Source organism: Fibrobacter sp. UWB12 (assembly GCF_900142485.1).
GTDB lineage: Bacteria > Fibrobacterota > Fibrobacteria > Fibrobacterales > Fibrobacteraceae > Fibrobacter.
The window spans coordinates 1-25,747 of the sequence record NZ_FRAZ01000008.1 but is presented as its reverse complement, the minus strand read 5'-3'; the positions used below and the strand labels follow the sequence as shown (position 1 = coordinate 25,747).

The window sequence follows — 25,747 nt, the reverse complement described above, 5'->3', positions numbered from 1 at the left end:
TAATTAAATTTCCAAAAAGTCAGCCAGTTTTTCTTTGTGTTCCTTGCTCTTCTGCAAGCGGCGCAAAGTCTTGTTCTTGATCTGGCGGACACGTTCACGGCTCAGTTTCAAATCTTCGCCAATGTCCTTGAGGGTCGTATCTTCGACGGTATCGAGACCATAGAACATGCGGAGGATTTCTTCTTCACGCTGCGGGAGGGACGAAAGCGTTTCCTGAATGAGCTTTTTGCGCTCTTCGCGTTCCATGTCCTCGTCCTGATTGCCATCGCTACCGAGCACGTCCATAAGCGTACTCACGGAGTCGGCACTGGAAACACCGGCATCGTCGCCAATCGGAGCATCGAGCGAAATATCAACAATCTTTTCCATGACTTCGACGATGTCGCGTTCGTACGGAGCAAATTCTTCCATCGAGATGGTCTTGTCGTAGTCACCGCCGTTCTGCATCAAGGCGCGCTTGAAGCGATTTACAAGAGCAAGCTTGTTAGGCGGAATGCGGACTGCGCCCACCTGTTCGAACAAAGCCTTCTGGATAGACTGACGGATCCACCACACGGCGTAGCTGATAAACTTCACGTCCTTGTCCATATCAAAGCGCTTAGCCGCCTTGAAAAGACCGAGGTTACCTTCGTTAATCAAATCCAAAAGGGAAAGGCCACGACCTTGGTACTTGCGGGCAACACTCACCACAAATCGCAAGTTACCACGGATAAGGCGCTGCAAGGCAGACTTTCGAATTTCTTCGGTTTCACCGTTCTTGATGATTTTCAACAGCGCCGATTCCTCCTGCGGAGTCAGCGTAGGATACCTATTCAAGTCACGAAAATAAAGAGCTTCGTTAAAATCACTCATAAAAACAACACCTTTTGTCTTGGACAAACCGCCATCGACAGTTTAAAATATGGTTTTTTATGCAGATTTCGTCAATTCCTTGAGTTTATCATACGGGTAAATTCCCGAACGATGTCCATCGCTAAAAGAGAGCCCCACTGCATAGCGGCCAATCGACTGGATATGTTCAAGCTTTACATCCAAGGGAACTGTTGATTCGTCCAAGAGCTTTTCGCCTGTATGTTCATCAACGCAGAGCGCACACGGACAAGCTAAGCGGAGTTTGCGGACATCGCATGCGGTGCGAGTTCCATCGTTCCATTCAAAGCCAAGTTTACCCTCTTTTGTCCTGAATACTTTCTTTGGCTGGATCATACTTCCTCCACAGGTAGCTGTTCGAAATCGTAATTGAAGTTTTTGAGGACTCCATCGCCTTCGGATTCAAACACGGCAAGAGTGCGGACTACAGTTTCTGCCGTATCCATAAAGACCTTCGCCGATTCGGAGTTCGGATAACGGAGCACAGCAGGAGTACCTTCATCGCCGCAACCCGCAACAGCAGGTTCTAGCGGGACCTTGCCAATAAGCGGCACGCCCCATTTTTCAGCAATTTTCAGACCGCCACCCGCAGGGAAAATATTGTGATGCTTGCCGCACTCATCACAAATGAAATAGCTCATGTTTTCGACGACGCCAATCACAGGAACGCCCACGTTATCGAACATGGCAAGCCCCTTACGGCAGTCCGCGAGAGCCACCTCTTGCGGAGTCGTCACGACAACCGCACCTGCCATCGGGCAATTCTGCGTGAGCGTCAGCTGGATATCACCGGTTCCTGGAGGAAAATCCACAAGGAGATAGTCGAGTTTGCCCCAACGCACATGGTGAATGAAGTGCTGGATCATTTGCGAAACCATCGGTCCACGCCAGATGGTCGCCTTATCGGAGTCTGCAAACATGCACATCGAGACGATGCTAATGCCACCCTTCGCTTCGACAGGAGCAATCGTATTGTCTTCGAAAACTTCAGGCGCCTTGTCAATGCCAAACATGAGACCCATGGAGGGGCCGTAAATATCCGCATCGAGAATTCCCACGCGAGCACCAGAAAGGCTGAGCGCCATAGCGAGGTTCGCCGTCACGGTCGATTTGCCCACACCGCCCTTGCCACTCGCCACTGCAACCACATGCGCAACTTCGCCAATGTGCGAATTCTGCGGAGCCTTTGCAGCGGAATTGTCTTCGCCCACGCGACCCTGCGAAGAAGTGAGCGAGACTTCAACTTCGGTTGCACCAAGGCTTTTCACGATGGCAATGCACTGGTCCTTGAAACGGTCGCGAATCGGGCATGCCGGGGTCGTGAGACGCAAATCGAAAGAAACCTTAGTGCCTTCAATTTTTAGGTTTTGAACAAAGTTTAGTTCTACAATATTCTTGTGCAAGTCTGGATCTTGGACTGCACGCAAAGCACTTAAAATATTTTGTTCATTCAGTTGCATAGGCTGTTAGAAGTAGACTGTAAGAAGTGATTTTCTTGACGGAAATTTAGACTTTTTCACAAAACAAAAAAGACATATACCGATGGTACATGTCATTTTGGAGAAAACATTTTTTTTCTGCGCCATGAAAATACAAAAGCGCGCAAAAATTAAATCTTGATTTTTGCACCCATGAGTTTCACGAATTCGCGAACAATAGCAGTGTCGCCAGGCCATGCCGGTGCCGTAACCAAGTTGCGGTCCACAACAGCTTCGTCAACATTCACAGCCTCATACTTACCGCCAGCAAGAGTAATATCTGGGCCAACAGCAGGATAAGCCGTAGCCTTGTATCCTTTCAGCACGCCCGCAGCAGCAAGCACCTGCGGACCATGGCAAATAGCAGCCACAGGTTTCTTGGCCTTGAAAAATTCCTTCACAATCTTGATGACCTGCGGATTCAAGCGAATGTATTCCGGAGCTCGACCGCCCGTAATGAACAGGCCTTCGTAATCCTTAACATTCACTGCATCGAAATCTGCCGTAAGGGCAAAGTTATGGCCTCGAGATTCAGAATAAGTCTGTTCGCCCAAGAAATCATGGATTGCAGTAGCAACAGTTTCGCCAGCCTTCTTGTCAGGGCACACGGCATCTACCTGATAGCCAAGCATGGACATAGACTGGAACGGAACCATCGTTTCGTAGTCTTCGGTAAAATCACCACAGAGAAGTAGAACTTTTTTAGCAGCTTTTGCCATCACGCACTCCTTATGAAACGTTATTTTAAGAATGTTATTTTGTATTCTACAATCAAATTATGATTAATTTACAAAATACATCTAACGTTATAAAAAAGCACGCATGTTTGTAAATTTTAACAAACTATTTAACGATTGAATCCTGCGATATAAAAGCCTGCAGCGCAGGCGGCAACACCAAGTACAAAGCTAGCAAGTGCGTATGCAGCGAACATTCCGACTTTTCCGCTTTGGAGGAGAGCAAGGTTCTCGTTTGCAAAAGTGCTGAACGTCGTAAAGCCGCCGCAAAAGCCCGTCACCAAAAAGAGTTTGAGGTTTGGCGACAAGCTACCGCATTTAAGGAAGAGTCCCGAAAAAATTCCAATGCAAAGGCAACCCAAGACATTTGCGACAAAGGTCGGCCACGGGAATCCCGCAACCTTGGGAATCACCAATGAGAGGAAGTAACGCAATACGCTACCGAGAGCACCACCGATTGCCACGTATAAATAATTCATTTCGGGACCTTTTTAAAGCAACCTACTACAACGAGAACTTCGGCATGCGAAGGAGATGTGTCATGCAGGGCGGCCATTCTTCTTCATAATGGCTCACCAAGATGAGCGTCGTTTCCGTTGAAAGCAATTGCAACAGGTGGAACAACTTTTCGCGATATTCGCCTTTAAGACCTTGCGTCGGTTCGTCAAGCAACAGCACTTTCGGCGGGCGGATTGCAGCACGAGCCATCAGCACCAAGCGTTTGTCAATCGGTGAAATCTTACGGATAGAAATCGAAGTATCTTCAAAGCCCAAATACGTAAGCCATTCGCGCGCCTTCGCCTTCTCTTCCCATGTGATGTTTTCGGCACGGCAGAGGTTCGGCGTAAAGCCCGTGCAAAGCACATCCAAAAGGCTCAAGTCTTCGCGATACTGGAGTGCCATTTCTGGAGAGAAGAAACCAAGCTTTGCTTTGTGATCCCAAATATTAAGACCATGCCCCGGACGTTCACCGAGGAGCGTAATGTCGTTGTTGTAAATCTGCGGATGGTCGGCAGTAAGTAAGCCCAAAAGCGTACTCTTGCCAGCACCATTCTCGCCCATCACGGCCCAATGTTCACCCTTGCGGACCGTCCAGTTCAAATCCTTGAGCACATCCGTATCGCCAAAACGAACATTCACGTGCTTAAGGTCGAAGAGGATTTCAGCATCCGTGTCATTCTGAGCGGAGCCGTTAGGCGAAGTCGAAGAATCCAAAGCTTTTTGAGATCCTTCGACGCACTTCGTTTGCTCAGGATGACAATGCGCGCCGCCTCTCAAATCAACAATTTCGTAATCCTTGAGTTCTGCTTTTTTGAACTTCGGAGTTGCAGCGGCTTTTGGGAGTTCACCCGCATACTGCGTGAACGTCTTGTCCGCATAAACAAACGCCGGAATTTCCGGGAGCAGTTCATCTTCGCGAGCGAGGCGCACCACAACATTCAAGCCAGGGCGCTTTGCAAGGTCAGCAACGCAGCCTGCCAAATGCGCACGGTACTCCGGATCAAGTCCGCCAAACAAGTCATTGAAATAAACCCATTCCGGCTTTTCCATCCACATGCGGGCCAAGAGCACTCGGCGCAACTCACCATTCGAAAGGCTCAACAATTTACGATCGAGAATCCCTTCGGCAAGGTCAGCGATGTTCAAAGCTTCGCCAAGCTTTTCGGGGTCGGTCAGCGGCCACGCCATATCGTCAATGTAGCGGTCCGTCTGCAAAAAGAACTTCTTGTCCAAAAGCAGATTTCGCACGAGCGGTGCTTCGGCATCATGCAAGCTGATAAAGCGCTGCTGGAAGAATGGCGCAAGAGCATGCTGGATTTTGCGTTGCAAAGCCTCCGACATCGTGGAGACTTTTTCGCGCTGATTTAAGAAATGAGTAATGACTCGGTCGAGGTCTTCGCCTTCGGTGCTGAAAATCTGCACTTGCGGGAACATCTCGATGAGAGCTTCAAAACGTTTGAATTCCATGCGCCCAAAGATAGAAAAAAGAGGCGCCCCATGGCAAACAAAGGGCACCCCCACAAAAGGTCACTTTTTTATTCTTGCGGATTCTCCGGCTCTTTACACTCTTTGATTTTTTCGAGTTTCCCCTTCGAATAGACAACCCGATGCAATCCATACGGGTATGTATTCCGTACCTTCTGAATTTCATCTTCGCTTTCATCCGTTATCGAAATCAATTGACCATCATCATCGTAGGCAAACACGTACCTTACGACCTCGTTTCTTGATTCCGACTGTAGCGGGATAAATACGAACGGGAGCGGTCTAATAAAATGTTCCTCGAATTGCACATATTTTTGGGGTTTTCCGTTTTCATCATATTCCCATTTGATGATATCAGCGTAAGAATCCGTACGCAGCCCCGGGAAATAAGCATCTTCATAAAAAGCGGAATCCAGCACAATGTCGCCAGTTACATTAAACAATTTTACACGGAACATCACAGACCTGTAAAAATCAAAATTCTTTGAGGTTTCCTTGACCAATTTTCCGTTTTCAAAGTAACGATTAATTTCCTCTTCATGGCGGTCCGTTCCGTATTGGACCGTTTCGCGATTACCCTTAAATTTTCTCTTATAAAAGCCGACCTTGCGTCCCGACTTATTAAGAATTTTCACGCTGTAATTTGCAGTATCACTTGAAGAATATTCATAACGGAAGATCCTGCCGTCCATATTCAATTCGACAAGTCGCCCCAAGCTATCGAAAGATTCCTTATCGGAATAAACATTTTTCACTTCATACAAACTTCCTTCGATATAGGTCTCTCGCGTTTTGACAAAAGAACTGAGCAATTTTCCCGAAACAGGGTCGAATTCTATCCGGCTTTCGTTAATCACACTATCGCAACGACCGTCCTTTAATTTACACACAATACATTCTGTCATTTTTCCATTTTGGAGTTTACCCACATACAAATGGGATGTACCCAGCGGTTTGTCTAATTCGACTACGACCGCAGAATCCGCAGATTCTGCTTTAATCTTTTTCGATGCGCGATAGCAACTATCTTCTTTTACATATTGGGTAATTACGGTTCCCTTGCCCCACCTCGAACGAAGTTCTCCTTCCAGCGAATCTTTTTCGTATCGTTGAGTGATTTCAGATTTTAGGCGTTTTTCATTGATATCATACGTCTGATAAAAATATTCCGCAGAAAACCCCGCTTCCAAATAATCCAGCGGATCCAAATAATCAGCCCTCAAATGACTTGGCAACGTTCCACAAGTAATTCCATTTGCCAAATAGCTTGAACCGAGCAACATGTTAAGCGCACTTTCAGGATCCGCAAAGTTATCGCCCGACAAGTTGAATCCCGGATCCAGAGAAATCATGCGAAAAATGTGATAACCGCAAAATGCCGTAAAAAGCAAAAACGGAGCGGCAATGATTAGCAGGATTTTCAGGACAAACTTCTTACGCATTTTTATTTTTGCGAATTATCTGACGAGTCCGATTTTTTCGAGTTTTGTTTTTTCATATCCTTCATACGATTAAGAAACAACGCCTCAAAACCCCTAGATAAATTTAACGATTCTTTACACTCATTGATATTTTCAATATTCCCTTTATAAAATTTAAATTCGTCAATTCCAATTTTTTTCAACCCCAAAGACTTCCACGGAGATTTAGACTTAGATCTATAAAAAGGCTCTTCATAATGCACTATCTTTTCGACTTTTCCATTGGTTCCATGTTTCACCTTATCAACATGCGAAATCGCTATAGATTTTTCGTCAGAGAAATATTCTTGTTCACTATAAGATGAATCGTAAACGGCGGCACCAACAGAATCATAATACGTTGCTTTAAAATTATTTGAACGGTAAAAATCATCGCTTGAACGATAAAAAACATTTTCGATCAAACCATAGGCAATACTCTCAACCGAAATTTTTAACTTTAATTTTCCATTTTCATATATTTCTTTTACTACCTCGTTGCTATTTTTTTTCTTGTATTGAACCGTTTTTTGACGTTCATCCGTTTTATACGTTCTCTTATAAAAGCCAAGCTCCCGTCCTGTTTTATCAAACATTTTTACATCAAGATCCGCCGTATCATTCGTAAAATGTTCATAGCGATAAACATTCTCATCCATTTTCACTTCAACAAGCCTCCCCAAACTATCGTAAAAGAATGTTTCCGTATTATCGCTATACTTGGTTTTATAAAAACGTTTTTCACGCTTTCCTGATATTGGATTCAATTCGATTCGTTCAACAGAAATCGTATCTTTACAAAGGCCATTCTCCATTCTGCAAACCGAGCACTCCGTCACAATAGCATTTTGGCGTTTTCCGATATATCTAGTTGCTTCACCCCATACATTATCAATTTTCGTAATTTTTACAGAATCAGCATCATCCACTTCAATGAGTTTTATACTCTGAAAGCAACTATCATATTTCGAATATTTACTAGTTATAACACCCGCACCCCACTTTAAACGTTCGTCACCTTTAAGTGAGTCTTTTTCATATCGATATTTCCCGTTGTTCACATCAACAACAGAACCTATTTCCAAATCATTTTCAATTCCATTTAATGCCCCTAGATATGACAGCCCTGTCCCACACCAAATTCCTTTTTCCAATTCCAAGGAAGATTCAAAAAAATACATGGCTTCCATTCCCTTGTTCTCTACCGCCCAATATTCAAAGTATTTGTTATCTAGATATATTCGAATACCGGCCACCACCAAGGCTATTACAATCGACAAAACAATCTTTAAAACAGTTACATTATTCTTTTTCTTACGCATTTTTAGAGTTCCTTCCAAATAATGATTAATTATAGCAATCAAAAAACTCCCGGCTGTTACACCGAGAGCTAAGTGAGGGGGAAAGATGTTTATGAATTAGAACTTATTGAAGAATTCCCAAGTGGTCTTCGGAACCCAAGATTCTCGTTGGCCCGGATCCTTGTGGTCCCAAATATGGCCACCGGACTGTGTGCACCAGCGAACCGGGAAACGTTCTTCGACAGTCGTGTAATCATAGCACTTGTGGGCAGCATTGCGCTGGGCTTCTTCGGCGCGTTCATTCTTGGCCTTGCCTCCTTCAGAGTTGAGCGTCAAGATGATATCGCGAGCGGAACGTCCCATTTCCGGAGTGCAGAGGTTATCGTCGAGGCCGAGCACGCCCATCCAGCCAACGCCCATATTCTTGCGCTGCGGGAGCCAAATGTTGCGTTCGGCAGTTTCATAGACGGCGACAGCGCGGAGCACATCCTGATGGTTCCAGGAAAGTCCGTTACTGAACATGGAGCCATAGCTAAAGCCCGTCGAGAACACGCGTGAAGAGTCAATGCAGAAGTTACCTTCGAAATATGCAAGGAGTTCATCGAAGAGCAAGTAGTCATCTTGTGCCCACGGAGCTTGGTTACCATTGCCTTCCGGAGCAACGAAAATAACCGATTCATCCTTGTCAAACTGCTTCAAGCCATAGTAGCCCTCGTCCTGAACGCCACCGGCCCAGCCGCCCATGCACTGCATGCCAAAAATGAGTTTGTACGGTTTGTTCTTGTTGTAGCTCTTCGGGATATCAAGACGCACAGTACGCGTGCCCTTACTCCACTTGAAATCAATGTAGGGCTTGTCGCCACGATACTTGTAATCAAGCTTGGTATCCTTGCCACAACCACGAGTCGGCACTGGATCGTTCTTGAGGCCCCAACCGTAAGCGTATTCCGGCTGCTTGACGGTCTTTTTGAGCTTTAGCGTCACATTTGTATCCAAGTTAGAAAGAGCAACTGTCAACGTATCATAATCCGTAGCAATCACGCGAAGCTCGTTGCCTTCGCCTTCTTTCGCAAGACCACGAGCAACAGCTTCACCGAACGAGGCTTTGTAATTGCCATTAGATGTGAAACGGAAGTTGCTCTGTGCACTGCCAACGCTCACGCGGGCAAAATACGCCCCCTGCGAACGCACGACAGACTGCATATCTAAAGTGCCCGAGCCGTAAACGGTTTCGTTCAAGACACGGGTACCTACGGCATCAAAAACTTGCACGCGGACGGGTTCATTTGTACTCTGAGAGTAAGAAAGTACGCCGTTCATCACGCTCACATAACCGAGCCTCGGACGCACAGCGTGAATGCCAATCGTTTCCTTAGCAAGCTTAAATTCACCCTTTGAATCGGTCGTCGTCTTGAGACCTTCCTTCAAAAGTTCTACAGAGGCCTTTTCAATGGCCTTGCCGCTTTCGTCACTTACTTTACCCGTAAGCGTAAAAGCCTGAGCCGATGCCGCAAAAGCAAGTGCCAGCGCAGCACACTTCATACCAAGATATTTCATACTTGTTCTCCTGTTGTATCATTCCTAACTCTTTTTCCCGATGGGACAAGTCCTCCAAACTGATTTGATACACGCAAGGAGATACACCACGTAACTGCGTGGCTGCACAAAACCAAGCATGAACACACCAGTGTTCTTCCTAACTAAACCCACTTGTAATATATCTTCGTTTGTGAGTCAAGTCACAAAGCACAAACACAGTATCATGGATAATTAGTCAATGGCGCGAATGAAAAACAAGCATTTAAAAATCGAGTAAAAAAGCCAAATTAACAATTAGAAGGTTATCGGGGTAATCATGCATGTTGATACATTTACCGAATCGCAGCGAGGCATCAACAGAAAGCATGTCCAGTTGTTCAAAGTTATAGGTAACACCGGCATAGGGCCCTAGATAGACACCCCCTCCATCATGGGAATATTGGTAACCATGATCTGTAAATCTACCCAGAAACAGATTAAAATCCAAGCCAACGTATGCAGTAAATTCTTCTGGAATAATTTTAAAATCAAGTTCTACAGCTGTTTTCATTGATATGGGAGCTTCTTCATTTTCGCCTTTAGTCGCAAAATTGAACCCAAGCTGAGAACCGAAGTTAAGCAATGCGTTAAATTGCGTGGAATATTGCAAACCAACATCGAAGTTCCAATCGTCATCCTCGTTATAGGACTTGTCACCAACAGGGAGAGACACATCAAAAAAAGCGTTCATAAAAGGGATAAATTGATAACGTGTCGAAAAACCGATATTCCCAACACCATCCATTTCCGCATCGTAGCCCTTTTCGTGCGTAAACACGCGATAAGGAACATTGAACGCGATTTCCCAACCGGGGTATATAGAGCTTCGCAAACCGGCATAAACATCGAAAGCACCGAAATCACGGTCTTCGAATTCATACGTAGAGAAAGATGCTCCGATTTTAACCTGGCCCTTATGGTTTTCACGAACCGGGAACAAGTCCCAAGTGGCAAAAGACGAAACCGTTGCGAGAGTACCCGCAAGAACGATTTTTTTGAACATGTTAATGTATCCTCCTTACAACTTAAAAATACAAAACTTTGCTATTATTCAATGTAATGAATTCTTTGCTAAAAAAAGCTATTGATCAAGAACGATTGACGAAAGCGGAAGGTCTCGAAATTTTGAGAAACGTGCCGTGGACAGAAGTCGTTGAGGCTGCCGATACCGTGCGCCAAGCAAAACTCCCCGGAAACCGCGTGGGTTATACCGCATTTCGCATCGTGAACTACACGAACGTCTGCGAAGTGACTTGCAGTTTTTGCAGTTTTTGCCGAAGTGCCCACAGCCCCGAAGCATATGTCTTGAGTTTAGACGAAATCCGCCAAAAGACAATCGAAGCAAAAGCTAAAGGCGCCGACCAGATTTTTCTGCAAGGTGGCGTCAACAAGGAAATTCCGCTCAACTATTACACCGACGTCCTCAAGATGCTCACACAAGAATTGGGCGTCAAGGTGCGCGGATTCTCGCCGGTTGAACTTGTCCGCATCGCGGAATTCAACGGGATAACGCTCGACGAACTGCTTGACATTTTCAAGGATGCAGGCCTCAGTTCCGTTCCAGGCGCAGGCGCCGAGATTCTCTCTGACCGCATGCGTCAAATTCTGAGCCCCAAGAAGCTCCCCGCGCAGCAGTGGTGCGACACACTTGCCGCCTGCCACAAGAAAGGTCTCCCCGGCAGTGCAAACATCGTCATTGGCAGTGCCGAAACCGCCGAAGAAGTCATAGAACATTTGGAATACGTGCGCAAAACGCAGGACATCGCGGGCGGATTCAAGAGCTTTGTCGTCTGGACGTTCCAGCCGCAGACCGACAAGTTCCCCATCCGCCATGTGCGCGGCGACGAATACCTCAAGTTGCTCGCACTTAGCCGCCTGTACCTCGACAACGTCCCGCACATTGAAGTTTCGCTGCTTGGCATGGGACTTTCGCTCGGTGAACTCGGGCTGCATGCTGGCGCCGATGACATCAACAGCATCGTCATCGAAGAGAACGTGCTTAAGAACCACGGGCTCACGACCATCGAACAAGCCGAAAATTTCATCAAAAACGCCGGTTTCACCCCTTACCGCCGAAGTCTAAACTTTGATTAAGGCGAGCGTCGCAGGAAAATGTTTACATTTTCCTATGACCGAGCCGCCACAAAGCGCACTACGTCAGTAGTGCCACTTTGACTAAGGCGAGTGTTTTAAGTTTTTTCAAACAAAAATTTCAAAGCCGGGAATTCCGCTGAAGAAATACGCATCAATCGCATGCGCACATGCACTATGGCATACCACGTTTTTCCATAGTCCACATAGCTCAGCACTTTTACATCATCAATATTCACGCGGATTTTATTCCGGCAAACATAGACAAATTCAATTTCATCACCATCAACATTTATCTTTATCGGGTTAAGGTTCAAAATCAAAAAGAGTATAAAACCGATAAAAACATAATATACGACAATGAACCATATAGATAAATGTTCTCTAATGTCGTCAAAATCATTTACAATAAAATCGTAACCAACTTGAACTCCGAACACAACAAACACAAAAAGTGCAGGTATTAAAAAAAGGCAAACACCCACTAGACTTTTCGCTTTGTACGATTTTTTCGCTTGTTTTTTCTTCATTTACAAGCAATATACATTTTAATTAGACCATTTTCAGTTCAAAATTATAGGCTTATTTGCCCGCTTTTTGTTTAAATTAATAATGTGCAGCAAGCACAACCACCTCTTTCAAGAAGGAGATTCTTATGAGCTGGGAATGTAAATACCTCAACGAGACGTTTTGCGAAAAACGCAAACAGGAATGTGACCCCGGTGCAAAAGGTTGCGTCCTTCAAGGCAAGTTCGCCTTTCCGCTAAAGGAAAAGGCGAAAAGCGAAAAGAAAAGCAAATAAAAAAAAGACCCCCGAGCGAGGGTCTCTATAAATGTTGTTTTTCCACTACTAGATGAGGCGGAGGATTTCCTGAGCCGTTTGTTCAGCAAACGCGTTGTCTTGGACAAAGCGACGTACTTCCGTCGGATTAATTCGTGCGTATTCCGAAAGAGCACGACCAATGCCATTGCGAATGTAATAGTCGTCGTCCTTCGCGCAAGTGAGGCAGAACTGGCGCAAAAGCGGCCAGTCCGTGCGGTCCTTGTACTGCACCTGGAAGATGATTGCACTACGACGAACCCAGATATTCGGGTCACGGATCCAGGATGCAATTTTTGTACGCAGCGCAGGCAAACGGAGCGCCAAGTCACCCAAAACGCAAGAAGCGAGGGTATCGACCGTGTCGCGCCAAGCCCTAGTCTTGATGAGCTTTTTCAAAAAATTCAAATGCTGGCCACCGAGAAGCACACGATGACGGAACAGGTAGTCACAAGCCGCGTACTGGAATTCCCTATACGGCTGTGCCCACATGTCCTCAACCCTCGATACGAGTTCGTCCCCGTCCTTTGGCGGGTACTTGTCGAAAATCGGGTACGTGACTTCACGACGGGGAACCAATCTGATTCCGAGAAATTCAAATTGCTCCCTAGCCTTCTTAGACATTTCATGCGACTCTTCTTCATTAGCGATAGAGCGCAAAGCGAGAGATATTTCTTGTGTAAACCGAAGCATGTACACCAAAAATAGTCCATAAAGAATTTTTTTTCTAGACCTTGACAAGCATTTTTTTCAAATTTTTTTAAATTTTTCTCAGATTTTTTGCAAAAAAAGTGCAAAAAAAACCTTGACAAAGCTAAAAACCGCTTAAAGACCCAGAAATCATGACTGATTCCACTAGAAAAGAGGCTCTTCAAATCACTGAAGTTCCGCCCGAACTGCGTGGTCTTTCCGATGAAGAAATCATCAAAAACTCGGAAAGCAAAGAGAAAAAATTTATCGGTAAAAAGCACAACGGCGCAAAACGCCCGTCCAAGCGAGAACGCCAAAAGCTCAAAGAGCAAAACGAAAAAGCCAAGTTCAATTCGCTTGTGGCCAAATACAACAAAGCAGACTCTTCCAAGTCTCAAGAATCTGAAAACGATGCCGAAATCAAGAGCATCCTAAAGAAGATTCACGCCAATGCACCGAAGAGAGAAGATGTCGAAGTCAAGAAAGCCCCCGTGCAAGCAACGCCCACAGAACCGCCCAAACGAGTGCTCAAGAGCGTCATTTCAGAACCGCCCAAACCACCTTCTGGACGCGTCCTCAAGGGCTCGTTCGGAGTTAAACCGGGCGACAAACCAAAAACCGTAATCGTGTCTGCAGCAGACCTCGCACGCCAGCGCATCGAAGAGCGCGCCAAAAAGATTCGCGAAGCGCTCATGGCAAAGAACAAGGCTCTGCACCCGGAAGCTGCCGCTGAAATGCCTGTCAAGCGTCCTCGCGGCCGTCCCCGCAAGAATCCGCTTCCGCCGGCAGAATAAGTTTCACAGCCCGCCACGTTAAGTGCGCGGGCATTTTTATTTGAGCACGCAGATATTTTTTACCGAATGCGCGACTCCCGCGAAAACAAACAAAAAGCCCTTCTGCTTTCACAGAAGGGCTTTTCAGAGGCAACGGGCGGACTCGAACCGCCGAATAAGAGTTTTGCAGACTCGCCCCTTACCAACTTGGGTACGTCGCCATAATTGCAGACGCAATATAAGTATTTATTTGAACTTATACAAGGGGGCAAAGTAAAAAAAGTCAAAAAAATTTCATTTTCATTGTTTAGACCCCCTCCATTACCTATTTTTTACGCGTGAAACAGCCCTCGATTAAGACCAAACTACTTGCGACGCTCGGCACCCTCTGGATGAGGAGTCTCCGCATCCGCCTTCGCGTCCCAGAAGACTTCCGGCCCGGCATCCTCGGACTGTGGCACAAGGACCTGCTCGCAAGCTGCGCAGCCTTCAAGGACAAGAACGTCCACATTCTCGTCTCGGAATCTAGTGACGGGGAATTCTTCGCCCAAGCGGCCAAGCAACTCCACTACGAAGTCACGCGCGGTTCCGACACGCACGGGGCAACAAACGTCCGCCACCTACTCAAGTCGCTCAAAGAAGGCCGCTTTGTCGGCATGGCGCTCGACGGCCCGCACGGGCCGGCTCTCCAGGTGAAACCTGGATCGCTTTGGCTTTCCAAGGCAAGCGAGCGCCCCCTCTGGCTTTTTTGCATCAAGTACGGCAGGCATTTTCGACTGAACGGGTGGGATAATTTCATAATTCCGCTCCCGTTGACAGCTATTGACATCGAAATTAAGTATCTTTTGCCCGAAAATATTCAAAATAAGGAAACACAGCCGTGATCGCATTACCTCCAAAATTCGTCGCATTCGACTTAGAAACGACTGGTCTTGTTAACCGCAAAGACGAAATCATTGAAATTGGCGCCGTAAAGTTCACTGTAGAAGTGAAAAACGGTCGCGTAGTCCCGAAGCTCATCTCGGAATTTGACACGCTGGTAAAGCCCAACATGCTCATTCCCGCCGAAGCTACGAACGTGAACCACATTACCGACAAGATGGTCGAAAACGCACCTCCGGTCGGCGAAGCGCTCAAGCAGTTCACCGCATTCTGCGGCCCGGGCTCCATCTTGCTCGCTCACAACGCAAACTTCGATGCGAGCTTCTTGCGCACCGCCTACGAGCAGAACCCGCAGTTCACGCCGGGCAACCCCGTCGTCGATAGCCTTGCTATTTCCAAGACCATCATGCCGGAACTTGCAAACCACAAGCTCGGTTTCATGGCAAACATGTTCATGAAGCGCGGTGAAATCTCGATGACCATCGATGAAGAAAAGATGCACCGCTCCGTGTACGACTGCGAAATGCTCATGGAAGTGTTCGTTGCCCTCCTCCGCCGCCGCCTGAAAGAAAAGGAATGGGAAATGGGCAGCATCATGCAGGCCATGGCCAAGTACAAAGGCGTCCCGCAGTTTATCAGGAAGTAGACAGTACTTGTCATTCCCGAACGACAAGCGTTTGTCATTCCCGGCTTGACCGGGAATCTCCTCTTTACAAACTCCGCCTCGGTTTCAGCACCGGGGCTTTTTTGTATAAAAAAGGCGACCCCGCAACAAGTGCGGGGTGACAAAGCCAACGTCAATAAATACACAAAAGACCGCCATGCAGAGCATAGCGGCTTTCGTCAAACCTTTAATCTAAAAAATTAGATTCCGAGTTCCTGAGCAACAGCCTGGATACCAAGCTTGCTGATCGTGCGGAGACCAGCAGCGCTAACGCGGAGGGTCACCCAGCGGTCTTCTTCAGGAATGTAGAAGCGCTTCTTCTGGAGGTTCGGAAGCTGCTTGATCAACTTCTTACGATTAGAGTGGGAAACCATGTTGCCCACGAGACCGGCTTTGCCGGTGACTTCACAAATGCGGCTCATATTAAACTCCGTTGTTTTTACAGGCAGCAATTTTAGCTAAAAATTTCAAAATTGTCAAGGCTAAAGTTTAATCTTGCAGTGCCTTTGGCAAATTAAACTTGGTATTTTCCACTAATTTTACAAGATTTCGGACTTCAATGGGCCCAAATTTTTCTTTCAGCCAATCGACAACACCCTGAACCAGCACTTCCGGTGCGCTAGCCCCGCTCGAAAGTCCGACCGTTTCAATTCCATCGAACCATGACGAATCCAGGTCGTTCACATCAGCTATCAAGTGGCTTGGGAGGCCCTGCTCAAGCCCCAATTCCATCAAACGCGACGAATTAGACGAGTTCTTTGCCCCGACGACCAAAAGCATATCGACCTCAGAACAGAGCGCCAGGACCGCCGCCTGACGGTTACCCGTCGCATAGCAGAGATCCCCCGCTTCTGGGCCAATAATATTCGGGAAGCGTTTCTTGAGCGCATCAATAATCTTGCGCGTTTCAGCCACAGAGAGCGTCGTTTGCGTAATGTAGGCGAGTTCCTTGCCTTCTGGAACCTGCACCGTTTCGGCATCAGCTTCGTTACGAATAAGCGTAATAGCACCTTCCGGGAGCTGTCCAAGAGTTCCAATCACTTCGGCATGTCCAGCGTGTCCAATCAAAATAATATGGCGGCCGGCATTGAAATGACGTTTGGCACTAAAGTGAACCTTGAGCACCAGAGGGCAGCTAGCATCGAGCACCTTCAAATGACGTGCCTCGGCTTCTTCATAAATGCTTTCGGCAACACCATGAGCCGAGAAAATCACCACGGAACCTTCCGGTACCTGGTCCAGTTCATCGACAAAAACAACCCCCTTGCTTTTGAGTGTTTCTACAACAAACTTATTATGCACGATTTCGTGACGCACATATATCGGCGTACCAAACTTTTCGACTGCTTTTTCAACGACATGGATAGCGCGGTCCACTCCAGCACAGAATCCACGAGGGGTAGCCAAAACGAGTTTTTTCATACTTCACCTAATTTACTTTAACAAATTTTTCAAAAATTCAATCAATTGCTGGTACGAGTCGCTAATTTTCGCACTTTCGTGAGCAAGGAAAGTCTGTACCAAGCGAACATCGGGCTTATTCCGTTGAGAGAATCCATCCGTCGATTGCAACTGAGCTATAACGCCTTCACGAACAAGTGTCGCGACCGTTTCCTTTTGCCCTTCTGCATACGGCCCCACGCAAGTGGCAACGCCCCGCTGGAGAGGTTCCCAAAAATCATGGACTCCAAGGCCACGCGCAAACGAGCCGCCCACAACAGCCGACTTAGAAACCGCAAAAACATCTTTCGTCACGCCAAACTGCGAAACGATGGAAACAGCACCCTTTTGCACTTTAGGCCAGTCAACAACGATAATTTCCTGATTCAACAACGACTTGCGAAAATCGGCCACTTCAGAAAGACGACGCGGCACAAGCACCACCGCTTCCTGACGCTTAATTGACGATTCAATCATGCGGTAAACGCTTGCCCATTCCTGAATATGCATCGAGATAAACGATGTATCGACAGTCGGATTTTCAGGAGCCGAAACGTTTTCGCCAGAGCGCACCCACGGCAAAAGTTTCCAGTCACCGCCAATCATCATGCGCGAATTGTTCGCACGCGCAGAGACGCTAAAAAAGCGCGAAAGGTCAGATCCGGTTTGCATACTCGCAAAGCCAATCGCCGAATAGTCCATTCCAGGAATCGCCCTATGGAAACGGCCCGAAATAACGGCCACGGAAGGGCGCATCGAAATTTGCAACATCGAAGAGAGATAACCGGGCCAAAGTTCATTTTCGGCAAGGATAAGTCCAAGCGGTTTCACAGACGAAATAAAGTATTTCATCGTCGTAGGCGTATCTGCAGGCGCTATACACGCCGCAACATCAGCACCCGATTCCTTGATATACGAAAGGACTTCGACTTTTTGCGTTGTCACTAAAAGACGTGGACAATTCGACAAATCTTCCTTGAGATACTTCGCCACATTCAGAAGCATCTTACATTCGCCTAGGCTTGCACCATGCATCCAAAGGAACGGACCTTTAGGCCACGGGCCACGCAAGCGGTCTTTCACATGGTATTTTTTTTCAATAACAGGAACCTTGGCTGCAACTTTAGCTACAGACCCTAAAGCTTCACGCGCAATGTCCATTACCTTAAACATAGAAAGCCGCCAATTTTCTCAATACAAGTAACAAATTACAAAACAAAAGCCACAACCAAGTAGAGGAATCCGCAAAAAAAGCCTGCCAAAAGGTTCTTTGCGGAGGAACGTGCACTGAATCACAAGAAAAAGCACGCGAAACACTCAAGCGAGGCAACACCGCAGGGGTTTTCAATGCCCAAGCACGCCACACATCGCCAAATTTCTGTTCCAAAAAACGGTCTTCAATTTGAGAAAGAAAAACTTCAAACGCAATAACGACAACCATGAACGGAACAGTCCAAAGCGATGCGCCCAAATGAAAAAACGCAACACCAAGAGCAAAGCCGGTATTGGATATATAAAGCGGATGCCTGACCAAAGAATAAGGGCCGCAAGTCACCAGAGCATCTGCATCATGAACGTAACCGCGAGTATGTTCGCCAATAAACTGCCGACTCCGAACACGCAATAGAGCACTTGCCACATACAGCAGGGACGCAACAAAAACGCCCACGATACAATCATTTATACAGAATTGTTCCGGAAACAAACTCGGAGGGGCACATACCAAAGCAACAGCAATCACCCCCAAAATATATCCGCGAAAACGATACATAAAAGTAGAAACAGCATGCTTTGCACTAGGCATGATCCATCTCCACGATTTCAAAACGTTGTTCTAATTCACGAGTCAAAACATCGTGACTTACAAGGACAACCCATTTATGCAAAAGTTCCGCCGTATCGAGGAATGCCGTCAAAAGAGGTTCGCGGTCTACAAGTGCTACTGACGCAAAAGGTTCATCAAGCAAGACCATAGCACAATCAGAAGCAAGTGCCCAGGCCAAAGCAACACGAGCACGTTCACCGCCCGACATTCCTTCTTTATCTATAATCTTATCAACACGGGCAGCACGGGCAAATTCGACAACCGCAACAGAATTTGTTTGTGCAAAAAGTTTTTTCAACAAGTGAAGCGGAGGCAATTCCAAGTCCTGCGCAACAAAGAATACATTATTTTTGAAAGACAAAGAACAAGTAATTTTACCATGATCCCAGTCTTCTAGCCCAGCAAGCAAGCGCAACAACGTCGATTTACCCACACCATTGCGACCACGTACAAGTACAGGCTTTTTCGTATTCCAGCAGAGAGAGAAATTGCTGAACAGTGTTTCAAAAGCACCTTCGTACGAAAAATCGCCATGGACAATTTCCAAATTTTCGGTATCTGACGAGCAACAGAAATTCACCGAACTAGAATCCGATTTTTTCGAAGGCAACGCTTCGAAACTTTCCAAAACATGAAGCGCACTCATCGCCGAACGAGCCTGCGGCATTACACGTGCACATTCTTTCACAGGTTTATAACAAAGGAGGACGGCCGAGCAGAACAAAACAAGCCCCGTCCCATCCATCCAGCCTTCCGAAATCAAAAGTGCACAAAAGGCAAGCACAAAAATCATCGCGAGAACCGATACCGATTCCATCACCAGCGATAAAGTTCCCTTACGGAACGATACTTCTAAGCCATCATCCCGAAGATCACGCAACTGATTTACCAGATTATTTGAAACTTCCTTACGTTCGAATCGGGAACTCCAACGACGGAAAATTTTACGAGCAAGATAAAGCGAGCCGCGAAAATTCGAGCGTTCCGTCAAAACACCTTCTTCTGCAGGTCCCATCTTATGCAAGCAGCGTTGCATCCAGCTCACAAGAGGTACAACGACAACAAAGAGGAACAACGTAAGCGGCCAGGAGATATAGAGCAAAACCGGCAAAAACACAAGCAATTGGAGTACGGCCTGAACTGCTTGGAAAAACACGCCTCCATTGGACTGCAACACTAGAGTCGATTCATAAGCAGCCTCAACCTTAGCATCCCCCTCCGGCGTATGGAACACTCGCGGCGAAAGCGACCGAAGAGTCCACAAGAACCAGGCCATTACATAAGCGCCTGTTCCGAAAAGCCATTTTTCAGAAACATTCATTTTCAAGAGGAAAAAGGCAAAACGGAGTACAGAAAGAACGACCATCAGCGCCAACCATTGCGCAAGCGAAAACACAGTCTCACCTTGAAGAATTCCCATAAACGAGCGAATTCCCCAAAGCAACGCAGCATCAGCAGCACTCGCCAAGAGCGCCACAGGCAAAAAGCGCAAAATGCACCACCAAAGATTCTTTTTCAGCCTTTTTTTCAAAATCACGGGAGAAAAATAAAAAAATCAAACAAACACCCTTGACATAATTCTACAAAATCCTATATTTGGCGCACACTAAAACGCCCCTATCGTCTAGTGGCCCAGGACTCGGGATTTTCATTCCCGCAACAGCGGTTCGAAACCGCTTGGGGGTATAAAAAGGACTTGTCGGAAGACAAGTTCTTTTTTTATACCCTCGAGCAAACCGCGAAACAGGGTATAAGGAAAAGGCTTGCTTTTTAGCAAGCCTTTTTCGTTACCCTCGAGCAAACCGCATCAAAGGGTATAAAAAGACTCATCGAAAGATGGGTCTTTTTTTCAACTCCAAAATGCCGCGCAGCCTCCTCAAAAAAAATTTAATCAGCCACCCTTGACATTATTCTATAAAATCCTATATTTGTCTCCACACAAAACGCCCCTATCGTCTAGTGGCCCAGGACTCGGGATTTTCATTCCCGCAACAGCGGTTCGAAACCGCTTGGGGGTATAAAAAGCTCAACCGCAAGGTTGGGCTTTTTTTTGTACCCACAAGCCAAACACGACGAAAAAGCCGCGTGCCCTATAAACGGGAAGTCGCCCTCGATTGGAGGGCGACAGTAATTTACGAGTTGGAATGAGAGACTTTTTGAATAAACTCCAAATACACCAAAACCGTATTTACGGTTCCTTGTCTCGTGATGTTTATTTCGTTTAAAAGCGGATTTGCGTTTGCATATTCGCAAACAGATCAAAGCTCCCCTCTGATACGTTCACGTAAGAAATATAGCATATTTTTTTCAAAAGAATACATTTTTATTACAAAAATTCATTTTTTGACCAAAAAAGTGCTAAAAATCACCACTTTTTCGTATAAATTTTCTTTAAAAATTCCGAAAAAAAACGCAACAAGCAAGGAAAAAATGAATTTTCGAGAATTTTTTTGGTTTTTAGCTTCGCTCTCGGCGAGTTTGTCGAACCCTCTGCGAGGGTTCTCATCCACCCATTATTTCACTTGAAACAAAAAGCGAAGCCTTACGGCTTCGCTTTTTGTTTCAAGGAGAGAGAGGGATTCGAACCCTCGGTCCTGTGACAGACTCCGGATTTCGAGACCGGCCCATTCGACCACTCTGGCATCTCTCCGAGGTTTGCATAATATAGTATAATTCATTTAAAATGTCTATGTTCATTAACCATTTCCAACAATCTTTTACTCCCTTTTATAGAAAACCTTGCACAAATTACTTTTTATAAGCAATGAACCCATCCCATAAATTACACTACTAATGGCAACATAAATTCCATTTTACTTATTTCAGAGAGCGGCCTTTTAAAAACCTTTGATTTCAAACCTTTATTTTCTACATTTGGCGCACAAATTAGGGGACCCAACAGACTTCAGGTTTATAAGTGCGAGTGCACTTCGGGGCTTATTGAATGCTCGACAGAGCAATGTGATGACGCGGCAAACGCTGCAGATGAAGTTTACGGATCCCGAAGGTGACTTATGGCAGAAAATATTTCTAGCAATACGGAAGATCTGTACCCAGACAACAATTCCAACATGAATCTCGAAGCCGATGCGTTCTTGAACGCTATCGCAGGCGGAGCAGACGAAGACCAGGCCGACGAAGCGGCTTTCCTCGCTACCAATCCCAACGGCGTTATCGTCGATGATAATGGCGAAGTTCTCAAAGCTGGCGCAGAATCCAAGATTTGCGAAGGCGAAAAGGTCGAATTTATCGACGATGATGAAGCGGCAAGTGAAGCAGCAAAAGAGAAGCCCATTCAAGCCGAAGATGACACAATCGCAGAAGACGCAACAGCCGCGACTGATTCGGCAACCTTAAATGAAGACTCCGCAGACGAAGAAGATGTCGGCGATGAATCTTTGGTAACGTTCGATGATCTCGGTCTCTCTCCGGAAGTTCTTGACGCGGTCAAGCTCGCAGGCTACGAAACGCCCTCGCCCATCCAGGCTAAGGCCATTCCGGCACTTTTGCAGGGCGCAAACCTTCTCGGAACAGCACAGACAGGTACCGGCAAGACAGCAGCATTCTCGCTCCCGCTCCTTTCGCGCATCAACTTCAACGGACGCGAAACGTCCATGCTCGTGCTCACGCCGACACGTGAACTCGCCATCCAAGTTTCGGACGCCATCCAGCAATACGCTGTCAAGATGCAAAACATAAGCGTTGTTCCGGTTTATGGCGGTCAGGATATCGCTATCCAGTTGCGCGCCCTCAAGCGCAAGGCAAGCATCGTCGTTGCCACACCGGGCCGTTTGATAGACCATATCAAGCGCGGTTCTATTTCGCTCGGAGCGGTCAAGGCCATAGTCCTCGACGAAGCCGATGAAATGCTTGACATGGGCTTTATGGAAGACGTGGAAACCATCCTCAAGGAAATCCCTGCTGATGCCCAGCGCGCCCTCTTTAGCGCCACCATGCCGGACAGCGTCAAGAAGATTATCGACCAGCACCTGGGTGAATACGAAGAAGCCCGCATCGAAGGCAAGACGACCACGGTCGAAAATATTTGCCAGCGCTACTTGCTCGTGAAAAACGAACACAAGATTGAAGCTCTCGCCCGCGTTTTGGAAGGCGAAGAATTTGACGGCGTACTCATTTTCGTGCGCACCAAGCAGAACACCACCGAAGTGGCAGAAAAGCTCGAAAGCCGCGGATTCAACGTGGCTCCGCTCAACGGCGACCTCGCCCAGTCCATGCGCGAACGCACCATCAACCGCCTCAAGATGGGCAAGCTCGATATCGTCGTCGCGACAGACGTCGCCGCCCGCGGTATTGACGTGGACCGCATTTCGCTCGTTGTAAACTACGACATTCCGTACGACACGGAATCCTACGTACACCGCATTGGCCGTACAGGTCGTGCAGGCCGTAGCGGAAACGCTATTCTCTTCGTGACACCGCGTGAACGTCGCATGCTCAAAATCATCGAGAAGGCAACCCGCCAGCCGATCGAAGCCATGGAAATGCCGACATCCGAACAAATTAGCAAGAAGCGCGTTGATGCATTCAAGGCTAAAGTGAAGAGCGTCGTGAGCTACGGTGAACTTGACCAGTTCAAGGAACTTGTACGCGCACTCGTTGCCGATGGTTGCAATATGAAGGACGGAGTCGTTCTCGAAGACGGCACAGTCAACGAGATGACCGCCGAAGACATCGCTGCCGCCGTCATCAAGATGTACCAGAAAAAGCAGCCGCTCTTCCCGAACCTCCCGCCGCTCGAAGCCCCGAAGGAACGTCGCGAAAAGGTCCGCACGGGCAGAGATTTTCTCGGCAATGGCGAAGATTTCGGCCTCAACAGCGAAGAACAGAAGCGCATGCGTAAGGAACGCAAGGAAGGCCTGAACGGCGTCGAAGAAGGCTTCTTGCGCTACTATCTGGGCGTTGGCCGCATCGACCACGTAACTCCGCGCGATATCGTGGGAGCAATTGCCGGTGAAGCAAATATCAACAGTAGCAACATCGGCCGTATCAAGCTCTTTGACAAGTTTAGTACCGTTGAACTCCCGAACACGCTCCCGCAAGACGTACTCGACATTTTGTCTGAAATGACCATTCGCGGCAACGACGCCCGCTTCCGCGTGATGACCGACGAACCGCCCGAGGGACCTGCACCGGGAACAAGACCGCACGCTAGCCGCGAAGAACGCCGCAGCTTCCACCGCAATCGCAAGGGGGGCTTCCGCGACGAAGAACGCCGTGGTGGATTCCGCAAGAATCGCGAGGGTGGCGACCGCTTTGGTGACAAGCCGTTCGAAAACCGCAAGGCACGCCGTGAACGCGAATTCGCTGACCGCAAGCCTGGCAAGTTCGATGACAAGCCCTTCCGCAAGGATCACGACGAACGTAGCTTTGGCGACAAGCCATTCCGCAAAACTCGCCGCTTCGGCAGACATTAAAAAACATGGGCGACCCTCATGGCCGCCTTTTTTGCATTTACAAAATGCCAATAAAAAAAGAGCCCGTTTCCAACAACAACGGACTCTCTTTAAATATTAATCATTTTTCAACCGCCAATAAAAATCAGCGCAAAGCTAGACACCAACAGAAGAACACCCCATACGGTCTCGACAATTGGCCCAACTTTCTTGATTTCGATTTCATTGTTTTCCATGTTCTTATCCTCACACCCTAGGCAAGCAACATCGCTCGTCTACGTTTCATAATGTATAATCATGAACGATAAGGATAAACTACAAAACAGAATGCTTCTTGGACAGTTTATCAATGTGGTAAATTGGAATATTCAAAGTCCAAATATTGCAGGTCCGCATAATGGCGCAGTTTTAATCCAAATCAAAAGCAAATCTATACCCGTAAGTATTTAGTTTTTTGACTATGGGGGCAATATCTTTCATCAGCACGTCTTTTTCAAAAACAAGCGTTATTTTATTAGGACCATCCAGGGCATCAATAAGTAATCTTAAGACTCTATCCTGTTTTGTTTCAGGCTTCTTTTCTGTTTGGCGTTCCACTCTAGAACGGACATCTTCAATAAACTTCCACAAATCATTTTCATCATTAAATGTATAGAAGTTATAGCCATCAAACCTGCTACCCTTACTGAAATAGGCTTCATTCAAACTGACGACATAAGCGATGCCATCATCTGTACGATAAAACGACAATAACAAGTCCAAAGTTTCATGATTTTCAACGCACCCTCTATCCTTAACATCTATCTCTGACATTTCAGCAAGCGATAACCTTTGACGGTTACGCAAATACTTATATCTTAGACCTTTCATTTGCTGAATAACAAAACCACACCACATATAGTCAACTGTAGGAAGACTTAACTGAAAAACATCCTTATAATTAGCCCCAATCGCAATGTTAAGTACCGAATATCCACAAAACACCGTTAACGCGAAAGCGTTATAGAAAGCCCCATAAGAAAGGTTATCATCAACATGTAATTTGGCAAAACCAGCGACATCAGCAGGCTCACCACGTCTTAAAGCTTCTTCTTGAAACGTTGCTCTTGAGTCACACAATTTGTTATGAAGAGGATTGTCATCAAGTAAACCACCAAATATATCATCAAAAGCGGAAATATCGGTGGCAGTCTTACCGATAACGTTACCATTCAGCGAATACTCTTCTGTGTTGACATCGATGAGTATTTCACCCTCTTTCAATGTCTCGAATTCCTTCTTCGCGCTGTCGCAGGCCGCAAGGAGGAAAAGAGAGAGGAACAGGATGTATGCGGTAAGTCTAGACATTTGTACGGAATATACAAAATTGCGACTGGAACCGTGTATGCAAGGGGAACCGTGCAGGGCGGCCCCGCAACAGGTGCGGGGTGACAGCGCGGGAACGGGAATTCCCGGGGAAGCGCCACGTGCTGTATAAAAAGAAAAAGCCCCGCTCGCCGTGTTTCGGCAAGGGCCGTGAGCGACAAGCGGCGTGTACTAACACGCCGTGGCCGCGAGAGCGAGGCGAAGACGGAGTCCCGTCCTGCAATAGAGCCGAGCGGTATAAACAAGAAAGGGCCCCCCGAGCGTTTGCTCAGGGGGCCCGTGAATCCAGCGGCGACCTACTCTCCCGGGCCCGGGGGCCAGGTACCATCGGCGATCTGAGGCTTAACTTCCGTGTTCGGGATGGGAACGGGTG

At 46.9% G+C, this 25,747-nt stretch carries 23 protein-coding genes, 4 tRNA genes and 1 rRNA gene; 7 read left to right on the top strand and 21 right to left on the bottom strand.

Features of this window, described 5'->3' with window-relative positions; translation table 11 throughout:
• Nucleotides 1-3: 3 nt before the first annotated feature.
• The 10 genes from BUA34_RS12390 to BUA34_RS12345 all read right to left on the bottom strand — a co-directional run bounded on the left by BUA34_RS12390 (nt 4) and on the right by BUA34_RS12345 (nt 10,413).
• The gene (locus BUA34_RS12390; protein WP_072830344.1) at nt 4-852 is read right to left on the bottom strand and encodes a sigma-70 family RNA polymerase sigma factor; all 849 of its coding nucleotides are present in this window, start codon (nt 850-852) and stop codon (nt 4-6) included.
• 57 nt (nt 853-909) lie between these two features.
• The gene (locus BUA34_RS12385; protein WP_072830067.1) at nt 910-1,206 is read right to left on the bottom strand and encodes a DUF971 domain-containing protein; all 297 of its coding nucleotides are present in this window, start codon (nt 1,204-1,206) and stop codon (nt 910-912) included.
• Nucleotides 1,203-2,330: an Mrp/NBP35 family ATP-binding protein gene (locus BUA34_RS12380; protein ID WP_072830065.1), complete on the bottom strand. Its 1,128-nt coding sequence runs from the start codon at nt 2,328-2,330 to the stop codon at nt 1,203-1,205. The genes BUA34_RS12385 and BUA34_RS12380 overlap by 4 nt, the downstream gene beginning before the upstream one ends.
• Nucleotides 2,331-2,479: 149 nt before the next feature.
• Nucleotides 2,480-3,067, bottom strand: a complete 588-nt coding sequence (locus tag BUA34_RS12375) for a DJ-1/PfpI family protein (protein ID WP_072830063.1) — start codon at nt 3,065-3,067, stop codon at nt 2,480-2,482.
• A 128-nt stretch (nt 3,068-3,195) separates the two neighbouring features.
• A complete protein-coding gene (crcB, locus tag BUA34_RS12370) occupies nt 3,196-3,564 on the bottom strand; it encodes a fluoride efflux transporter CrcB (RefSeq protein WP_072830061.1) in 369 nt (122 codons plus the stop codon).
• 25 nt (nt 3,565-3,589) lie between these two features.
• Nucleotides 3,590-5,053 carry an ATP-binding cassette domain-containing protein gene (locus tag BUA34_RS12365; RefSeq protein ID WP_072830059.1) on the bottom strand — a complete coding sequence of 488 codons (1,464 nt, stop codon included), beginning with the start codon at nt 5,051-5,053 and terminating at the stop codon, nt 3,590-3,592.
• A 68-nt stretch (nt 5,054-5,121) separates the two neighbouring features.
• Nucleotides 5,122-6,513, bottom strand: a complete 1,392-nt coding sequence (locus BUA34_RS12360; RefSeq protein WP_072830057.1) for a hypothetical protein — start codon at nt 6,511-6,513, stop codon at nt 5,122-5,124.
• Between the two features lie 2 nt (nt 6,514-6,515).
• On the bottom strand, nt 6,516-7,853 hold the full coding sequence (locus BUA34_RS12355) for a hypothetical protein (protein ID WP_072830055.1): 1,338 nt from the start codon (nt 7,851-7,853) through the stop codon (nt 6,516-6,518).
• 96 nt (nt 7,854-7,949) lie between these two features.
• Nucleotides 7,950-9,389 (bottom strand): esterase, encoded by a 1,440-nt coding sequence (locus BUA34_RS12350; protein WP_072830053.1) that lies wholly within the window; start codon nt 9,387-9,389, stop codon nt 7,950-7,952.
• A gap of 244 nt (nt 9,390-9,633) precedes the next feature.
• A complete protein-coding gene (locus BUA34_RS12345) occupies nt 9,634-10,413 on the bottom strand; it encodes a transporter (RefSeq protein WP_072830051.1) in 780 nt (259 codons plus the stop codon).
• A gap of 56 nt (nt 10,414-10,469) precedes the next feature.
• On the opposite strand from BUA34_RS12345, the gene BUA34_RS12340 reads away from it, so the two are divergent.
• The gene (locus BUA34_RS12340) at nt 10,470-11,504 is read left to right on the top strand and encodes a CofH family radical SAM protein (protein ID WP_072830049.1); all 1,035 of its coding nucleotides are present in this window, start codon (nt 10,470-10,472) and stop codon (nt 11,502-11,504) included.
• 95 nt (nt 11,505-11,599) lie between these two features.
• Here BUA34_RS12340 and BUA34_RS12335 read toward each other — a convergent pair whose 3' ends face one another.
• Both BUA34_RS12335 and BUA34_RS12330 read right to left on the bottom strand, forming a co-directional pair.
• Complete coding sequence (locus tag BUA34_RS12335) at nt 11,600-11,941, bottom strand: hypothetical protein (RefSeq protein ID WP_139255942.1); 342 nt, start codon at nt 11,939-11,941, stop codon at nt 11,600-11,602.
• A gap of 410 nt (nt 11,942-12,351) precedes the next feature.
• Nucleotides 12,352-13,014, bottom strand: a complete 663-nt coding sequence (locus BUA34_RS12330) for a DNA alkylation repair protein (protein ID WP_072830045.1) — start codon at nt 13,012-13,014, stop codon at nt 12,352-12,354.
• A gap of 149 nt (nt 13,015-13,163) precedes the next feature.
• Between BUA34_RS12330 and BUA34_RS12325 the strand changes: the two genes are divergently transcribed.
• Complete coding sequence (locus BUA34_RS12325) at nt 13,164-13,805, top strand: hypothetical protein (RefSeq protein ID WP_072830043.1); 642 nt, start codon at nt 13,164-13,166, stop codon at nt 13,803-13,805.
• Between the two features lie 127 nt (nt 13,806-13,932).
• Here BUA34_RS12325 and BUA34_RS12320 read toward each other — a convergent pair.
• Nucleotides 13,933-14,005, bottom strand: a tRNA-Cys gene (locus BUA34_RS12320).
• Between the two features lie 117 nt (nt 14,006-14,122).
• Here BUA34_RS12320 and BUA34_RS12315 point away from each other — a divergent pair.
• A complete protein-coding gene (locus BUA34_RS12315) occupies nt 14,123-14,668 on the top strand; it encodes a lysophospholipid acyltransferase family protein (RefSeq protein ID WP_254794463.1) in 546 nt (181 codons plus the stop codon).
• Nucleotides 14,665-15,312: a 3'-5' exonuclease gene (locus BUA34_RS12310; RefSeq protein ID WP_014546603.1), complete on the top strand. Its 648-nt coding sequence runs from the start codon at nt 14,665-14,667 to the stop codon at nt 15,310-15,312. The genes BUA34_RS12315 and BUA34_RS12310 overlap by 4 nt, the downstream gene beginning before the upstream one ends.
• A gap of 218 nt (nt 15,313-15,530) precedes the next feature.
• On the opposite strand, the gene rpmB is transcribed toward BUA34_RS12310, so the two are convergent.
• The 5 genes from rpmB to BUA34_RS12285 all read right to left on the bottom strand — a co-directional run bounded on the left by rpmB (nt 15,531) and on the right by BUA34_RS12285 (nt 20,126).
• Nucleotides 15,531-15,752 carry a 50S ribosomal protein L28 gene (gene rpmB, locus BUA34_RS12305; protein ID WP_072830039.1) on the bottom strand — a complete coding sequence of 74 codons (222 nt, stop codon included), beginning with the start codon at nt 15,750-15,752 and terminating at the stop codon, nt 15,531-15,533.
• Between the two features lie 67 nt (nt 15,753-15,819).
• The gene (ispH, locus tag BUA34_RS12300; RefSeq protein WP_072830037.1) at nt 15,820-16,752 is read right to left on the bottom strand and encodes a 4-hydroxy-3-methylbut-2-enyl diphosphate reductase; all 933 of its coding nucleotides are present in this window, start codon (nt 16,750-16,752) and stop codon (nt 15,820-15,822) included.
• Between the two features lie 12 nt (nt 16,753-16,764).
• Entirely contained in the window at nt 16,765-17,943 is a 1,179-nt protein-coding gene (locus tag BUA34_RS12295) for a glycosyltransferase N-terminal domain-containing protein (protein WP_072830035.1), read from the bottom strand.
• Complete coding sequence (locus BUA34_RS12290) at nt 17,936-18,574, bottom strand: methyltransferase family protein (RefSeq protein WP_072830033.1); 639 nt, start codon at nt 18,572-18,574, stop codon at nt 17,936-17,938. The genes BUA34_RS12295 and BUA34_RS12290 overlap by 8 nt, the downstream gene beginning before the upstream one ends.
• Complete coding sequence (locus BUA34_RS12285; protein WP_254794462.1) at nt 18,567-20,126, bottom strand: ATP-binding cassette domain-containing protein; 1,560 nt, start codon at nt 20,124-20,126, stop codon at nt 18,567-18,569. Before BUA34_RS12285 ends, BUA34_RS12290 begins: the two co-directional genes overlap by 8 nt.
• A gap of 82 nt (nt 20,127-20,208) precedes the next feature.
• Between BUA34_RS12285 and BUA34_RS12280 the strand changes: the two genes are divergently transcribed.
• Both BUA34_RS12280 and BUA34_RS12275 read left to right on the top strand, forming a co-directional pair.
• Nucleotides 20,209-20,281, top strand: a tRNA-Glu gene (locus tag BUA34_RS12280).
• A gap of 259 nt (nt 20,282-20,540) precedes the next feature.
• Nucleotides 20,541-20,613 (top strand) — tRNA-Glu (locus tag BUA34_RS12275).
• A 547-nt stretch (nt 20,614-21,160) separates the two neighbouring features.
• On the opposite strand, the gene BUA34_RS12270 is transcribed toward BUA34_RS12275, so the two are convergent.
• Nucleotides 21,161-21,245, bottom strand: a tRNA-Ser gene (locus tag BUA34_RS12270).
• A 364-nt stretch (nt 21,246-21,609) separates the two neighbouring features.
• Here BUA34_RS12270 and BUA34_RS12265 point away from each other — a divergent pair.
• Nucleotides 21,610-24,030 (top strand): DEAD/DEAH box helicase, encoded by a 2,421-nt coding sequence (locus tag BUA34_RS12265; RefSeq protein WP_072830031.1) that lies wholly within the window; start codon nt 21,610-21,612, stop codon nt 24,028-24,030.
• A 387-nt stretch (nt 24,031-24,417) separates the two neighbouring features.
• On the opposite strand, the gene BUA34_RS12260 is transcribed toward BUA34_RS12265, so the two are convergent.
• The gene (locus BUA34_RS12260) at nt 24,418-25,356 is read right to left on the bottom strand and encodes a hypothetical protein (RefSeq protein WP_072830028.1); all 939 of its coding nucleotides are present in this window, start codon (nt 25,354-25,356) and stop codon (nt 24,418-24,420) included.
• A gap of 301 nt (nt 25,357-25,657) precedes the next feature.
• A 5S ribosomal RNA gene (rrf, locus tag BUA34_RS12255) occupies nt 25,658-25,747 on the bottom strand; the annotation flags it as partial.

Excerpts from the sequence above, each read along its gene's own strand:
- crcB (WP_072830061.1), bottom strand. The coding sequence starts at position 3,564 with ATGAATTATTTATACGTGGCAATCGGTGGTGCTCTCGGTAGCGTATTG.
- BUA34_RS12340 (WP_072830049.1), top strand. The coding sequence starts at position 10,470 with ATGAATTCTTTGCTAAAAAAAGCTATTGATCAAGAACGATTGACGAAA.
- BUA34_RS12290 (WP_072830033.1), bottom strand. The coding sequence starts at position 18,574 with ATGCCTAGTGCAAAGCATGCTGTTTCTACTTTTATGTATCGTTTTCGC.
- BUA34_RS12360 (WP_072830057.1), bottom strand. The coding sequence starts at position 6,513 with ATGCGTAAGAAGTTTGTCCTGAAAATCCTGCTAATCATTGCCGCTCCG.
- BUA34_RS12355 (WP_072830055.1), bottom strand. The coding sequence starts at position 7,853 with ATGCGTAAGAAAAAGAATAATGTAACTGTTTTAAAGATTGTTTTGTCG.
- rpmB (WP_072830039.1), bottom strand. The coding sequence starts at position 15,752 with ATGAGCCGCATTTGTGAAGTCACCGGCAAAGCCGGTCTCGTGGGCAAC.
- BUA34_RS12350 (WP_072830053.1), bottom strand. The coding sequence starts at position 9,389 with ATGAAATATCTTGGTATGAAGTGTGCTGCGCTGGCACTTGCTTTTGCG.
- BUA34_RS12345 (WP_072830051.1), bottom strand. The coding sequence starts at position 10,413 with ATGTTCAAAAAAATCGTTCTTGCGGGTACTCTCGCAACGGTTTCGTCT.
- BUA34_RS12265 (WP_072830031.1), top strand. The coding sequence starts at position 21,610 with ATGGCAGAAAATATTTCTAGCAATACGGAAGATCTGTACCCAGACAAC.
- BUA34_RS12390 (WP_072830344.1), bottom strand. The coding sequence starts at position 852 with ATGAGTGATTTTAACGAAGCTCTTTATTTTCGTGACTTGAATAGGTAT.
- ispH (WP_072830037.1), bottom strand. The coding sequence starts at position 16,752 with ATGAAAAAACTCGTTTTGGCTACCCCTCGTGGATTCTGTGCTGGAGTG.
- BUA34_RS12295 (WP_072830035.1), bottom strand. The coding sequence starts at position 17,943 with ATGTTTAAGGTAATGGACATTGCGCGTGAAGCTTTAGGGTCTGTAGCT.
- BUA34_RS12365 (WP_072830059.1), bottom strand. The coding sequence starts at position 5,053 with ATGGAATTCAAACGTTTTGAAGCTCTCATCGAGATGTTCCCGCAAGTG.
- BUA34_RS12325 (WP_072830043.1), top strand. The coding sequence starts at position 13,164 with ATGACTGATTCCACTAGAAAAGAGGCTCTTCAAATCACTGAAGTTCCG.
- BUA34_RS12380 (WP_072830065.1), bottom strand. The coding sequence starts at position 2,330 with ATGCAACTGAATGAACAAAATATTTTAAGTGCTTTGCGTGCAGTCCAA.
- BUA34_RS12260 (WP_072830028.1), bottom strand. The coding sequence starts at position 25,356 with ATGTCTAGACTTACCGCATACATCCTGTTCCTCTCTCTTTTCCTCCTT.
- BUA34_RS12385 (WP_072830067.1), bottom strand. The coding sequence starts at position 1,206 with ATGATCCAGCCAAAGAAAGTATTCAGGACAAAAGAGGGTAAACTTGGC.
- BUA34_RS12330 (WP_072830045.1), bottom strand. The coding sequence starts at position 13,014 with ATGCTTCGGTTTACACAAGAAATATCTCTCGCTTTGCGCTCTATCGCT.
- BUA34_RS12375 (WP_072830063.1), bottom strand. The coding sequence starts at position 3,067 with ATGGCAAAAGCTGCTAAAAAAGTTCTACTTCTCTGTGGTGATTTTACC.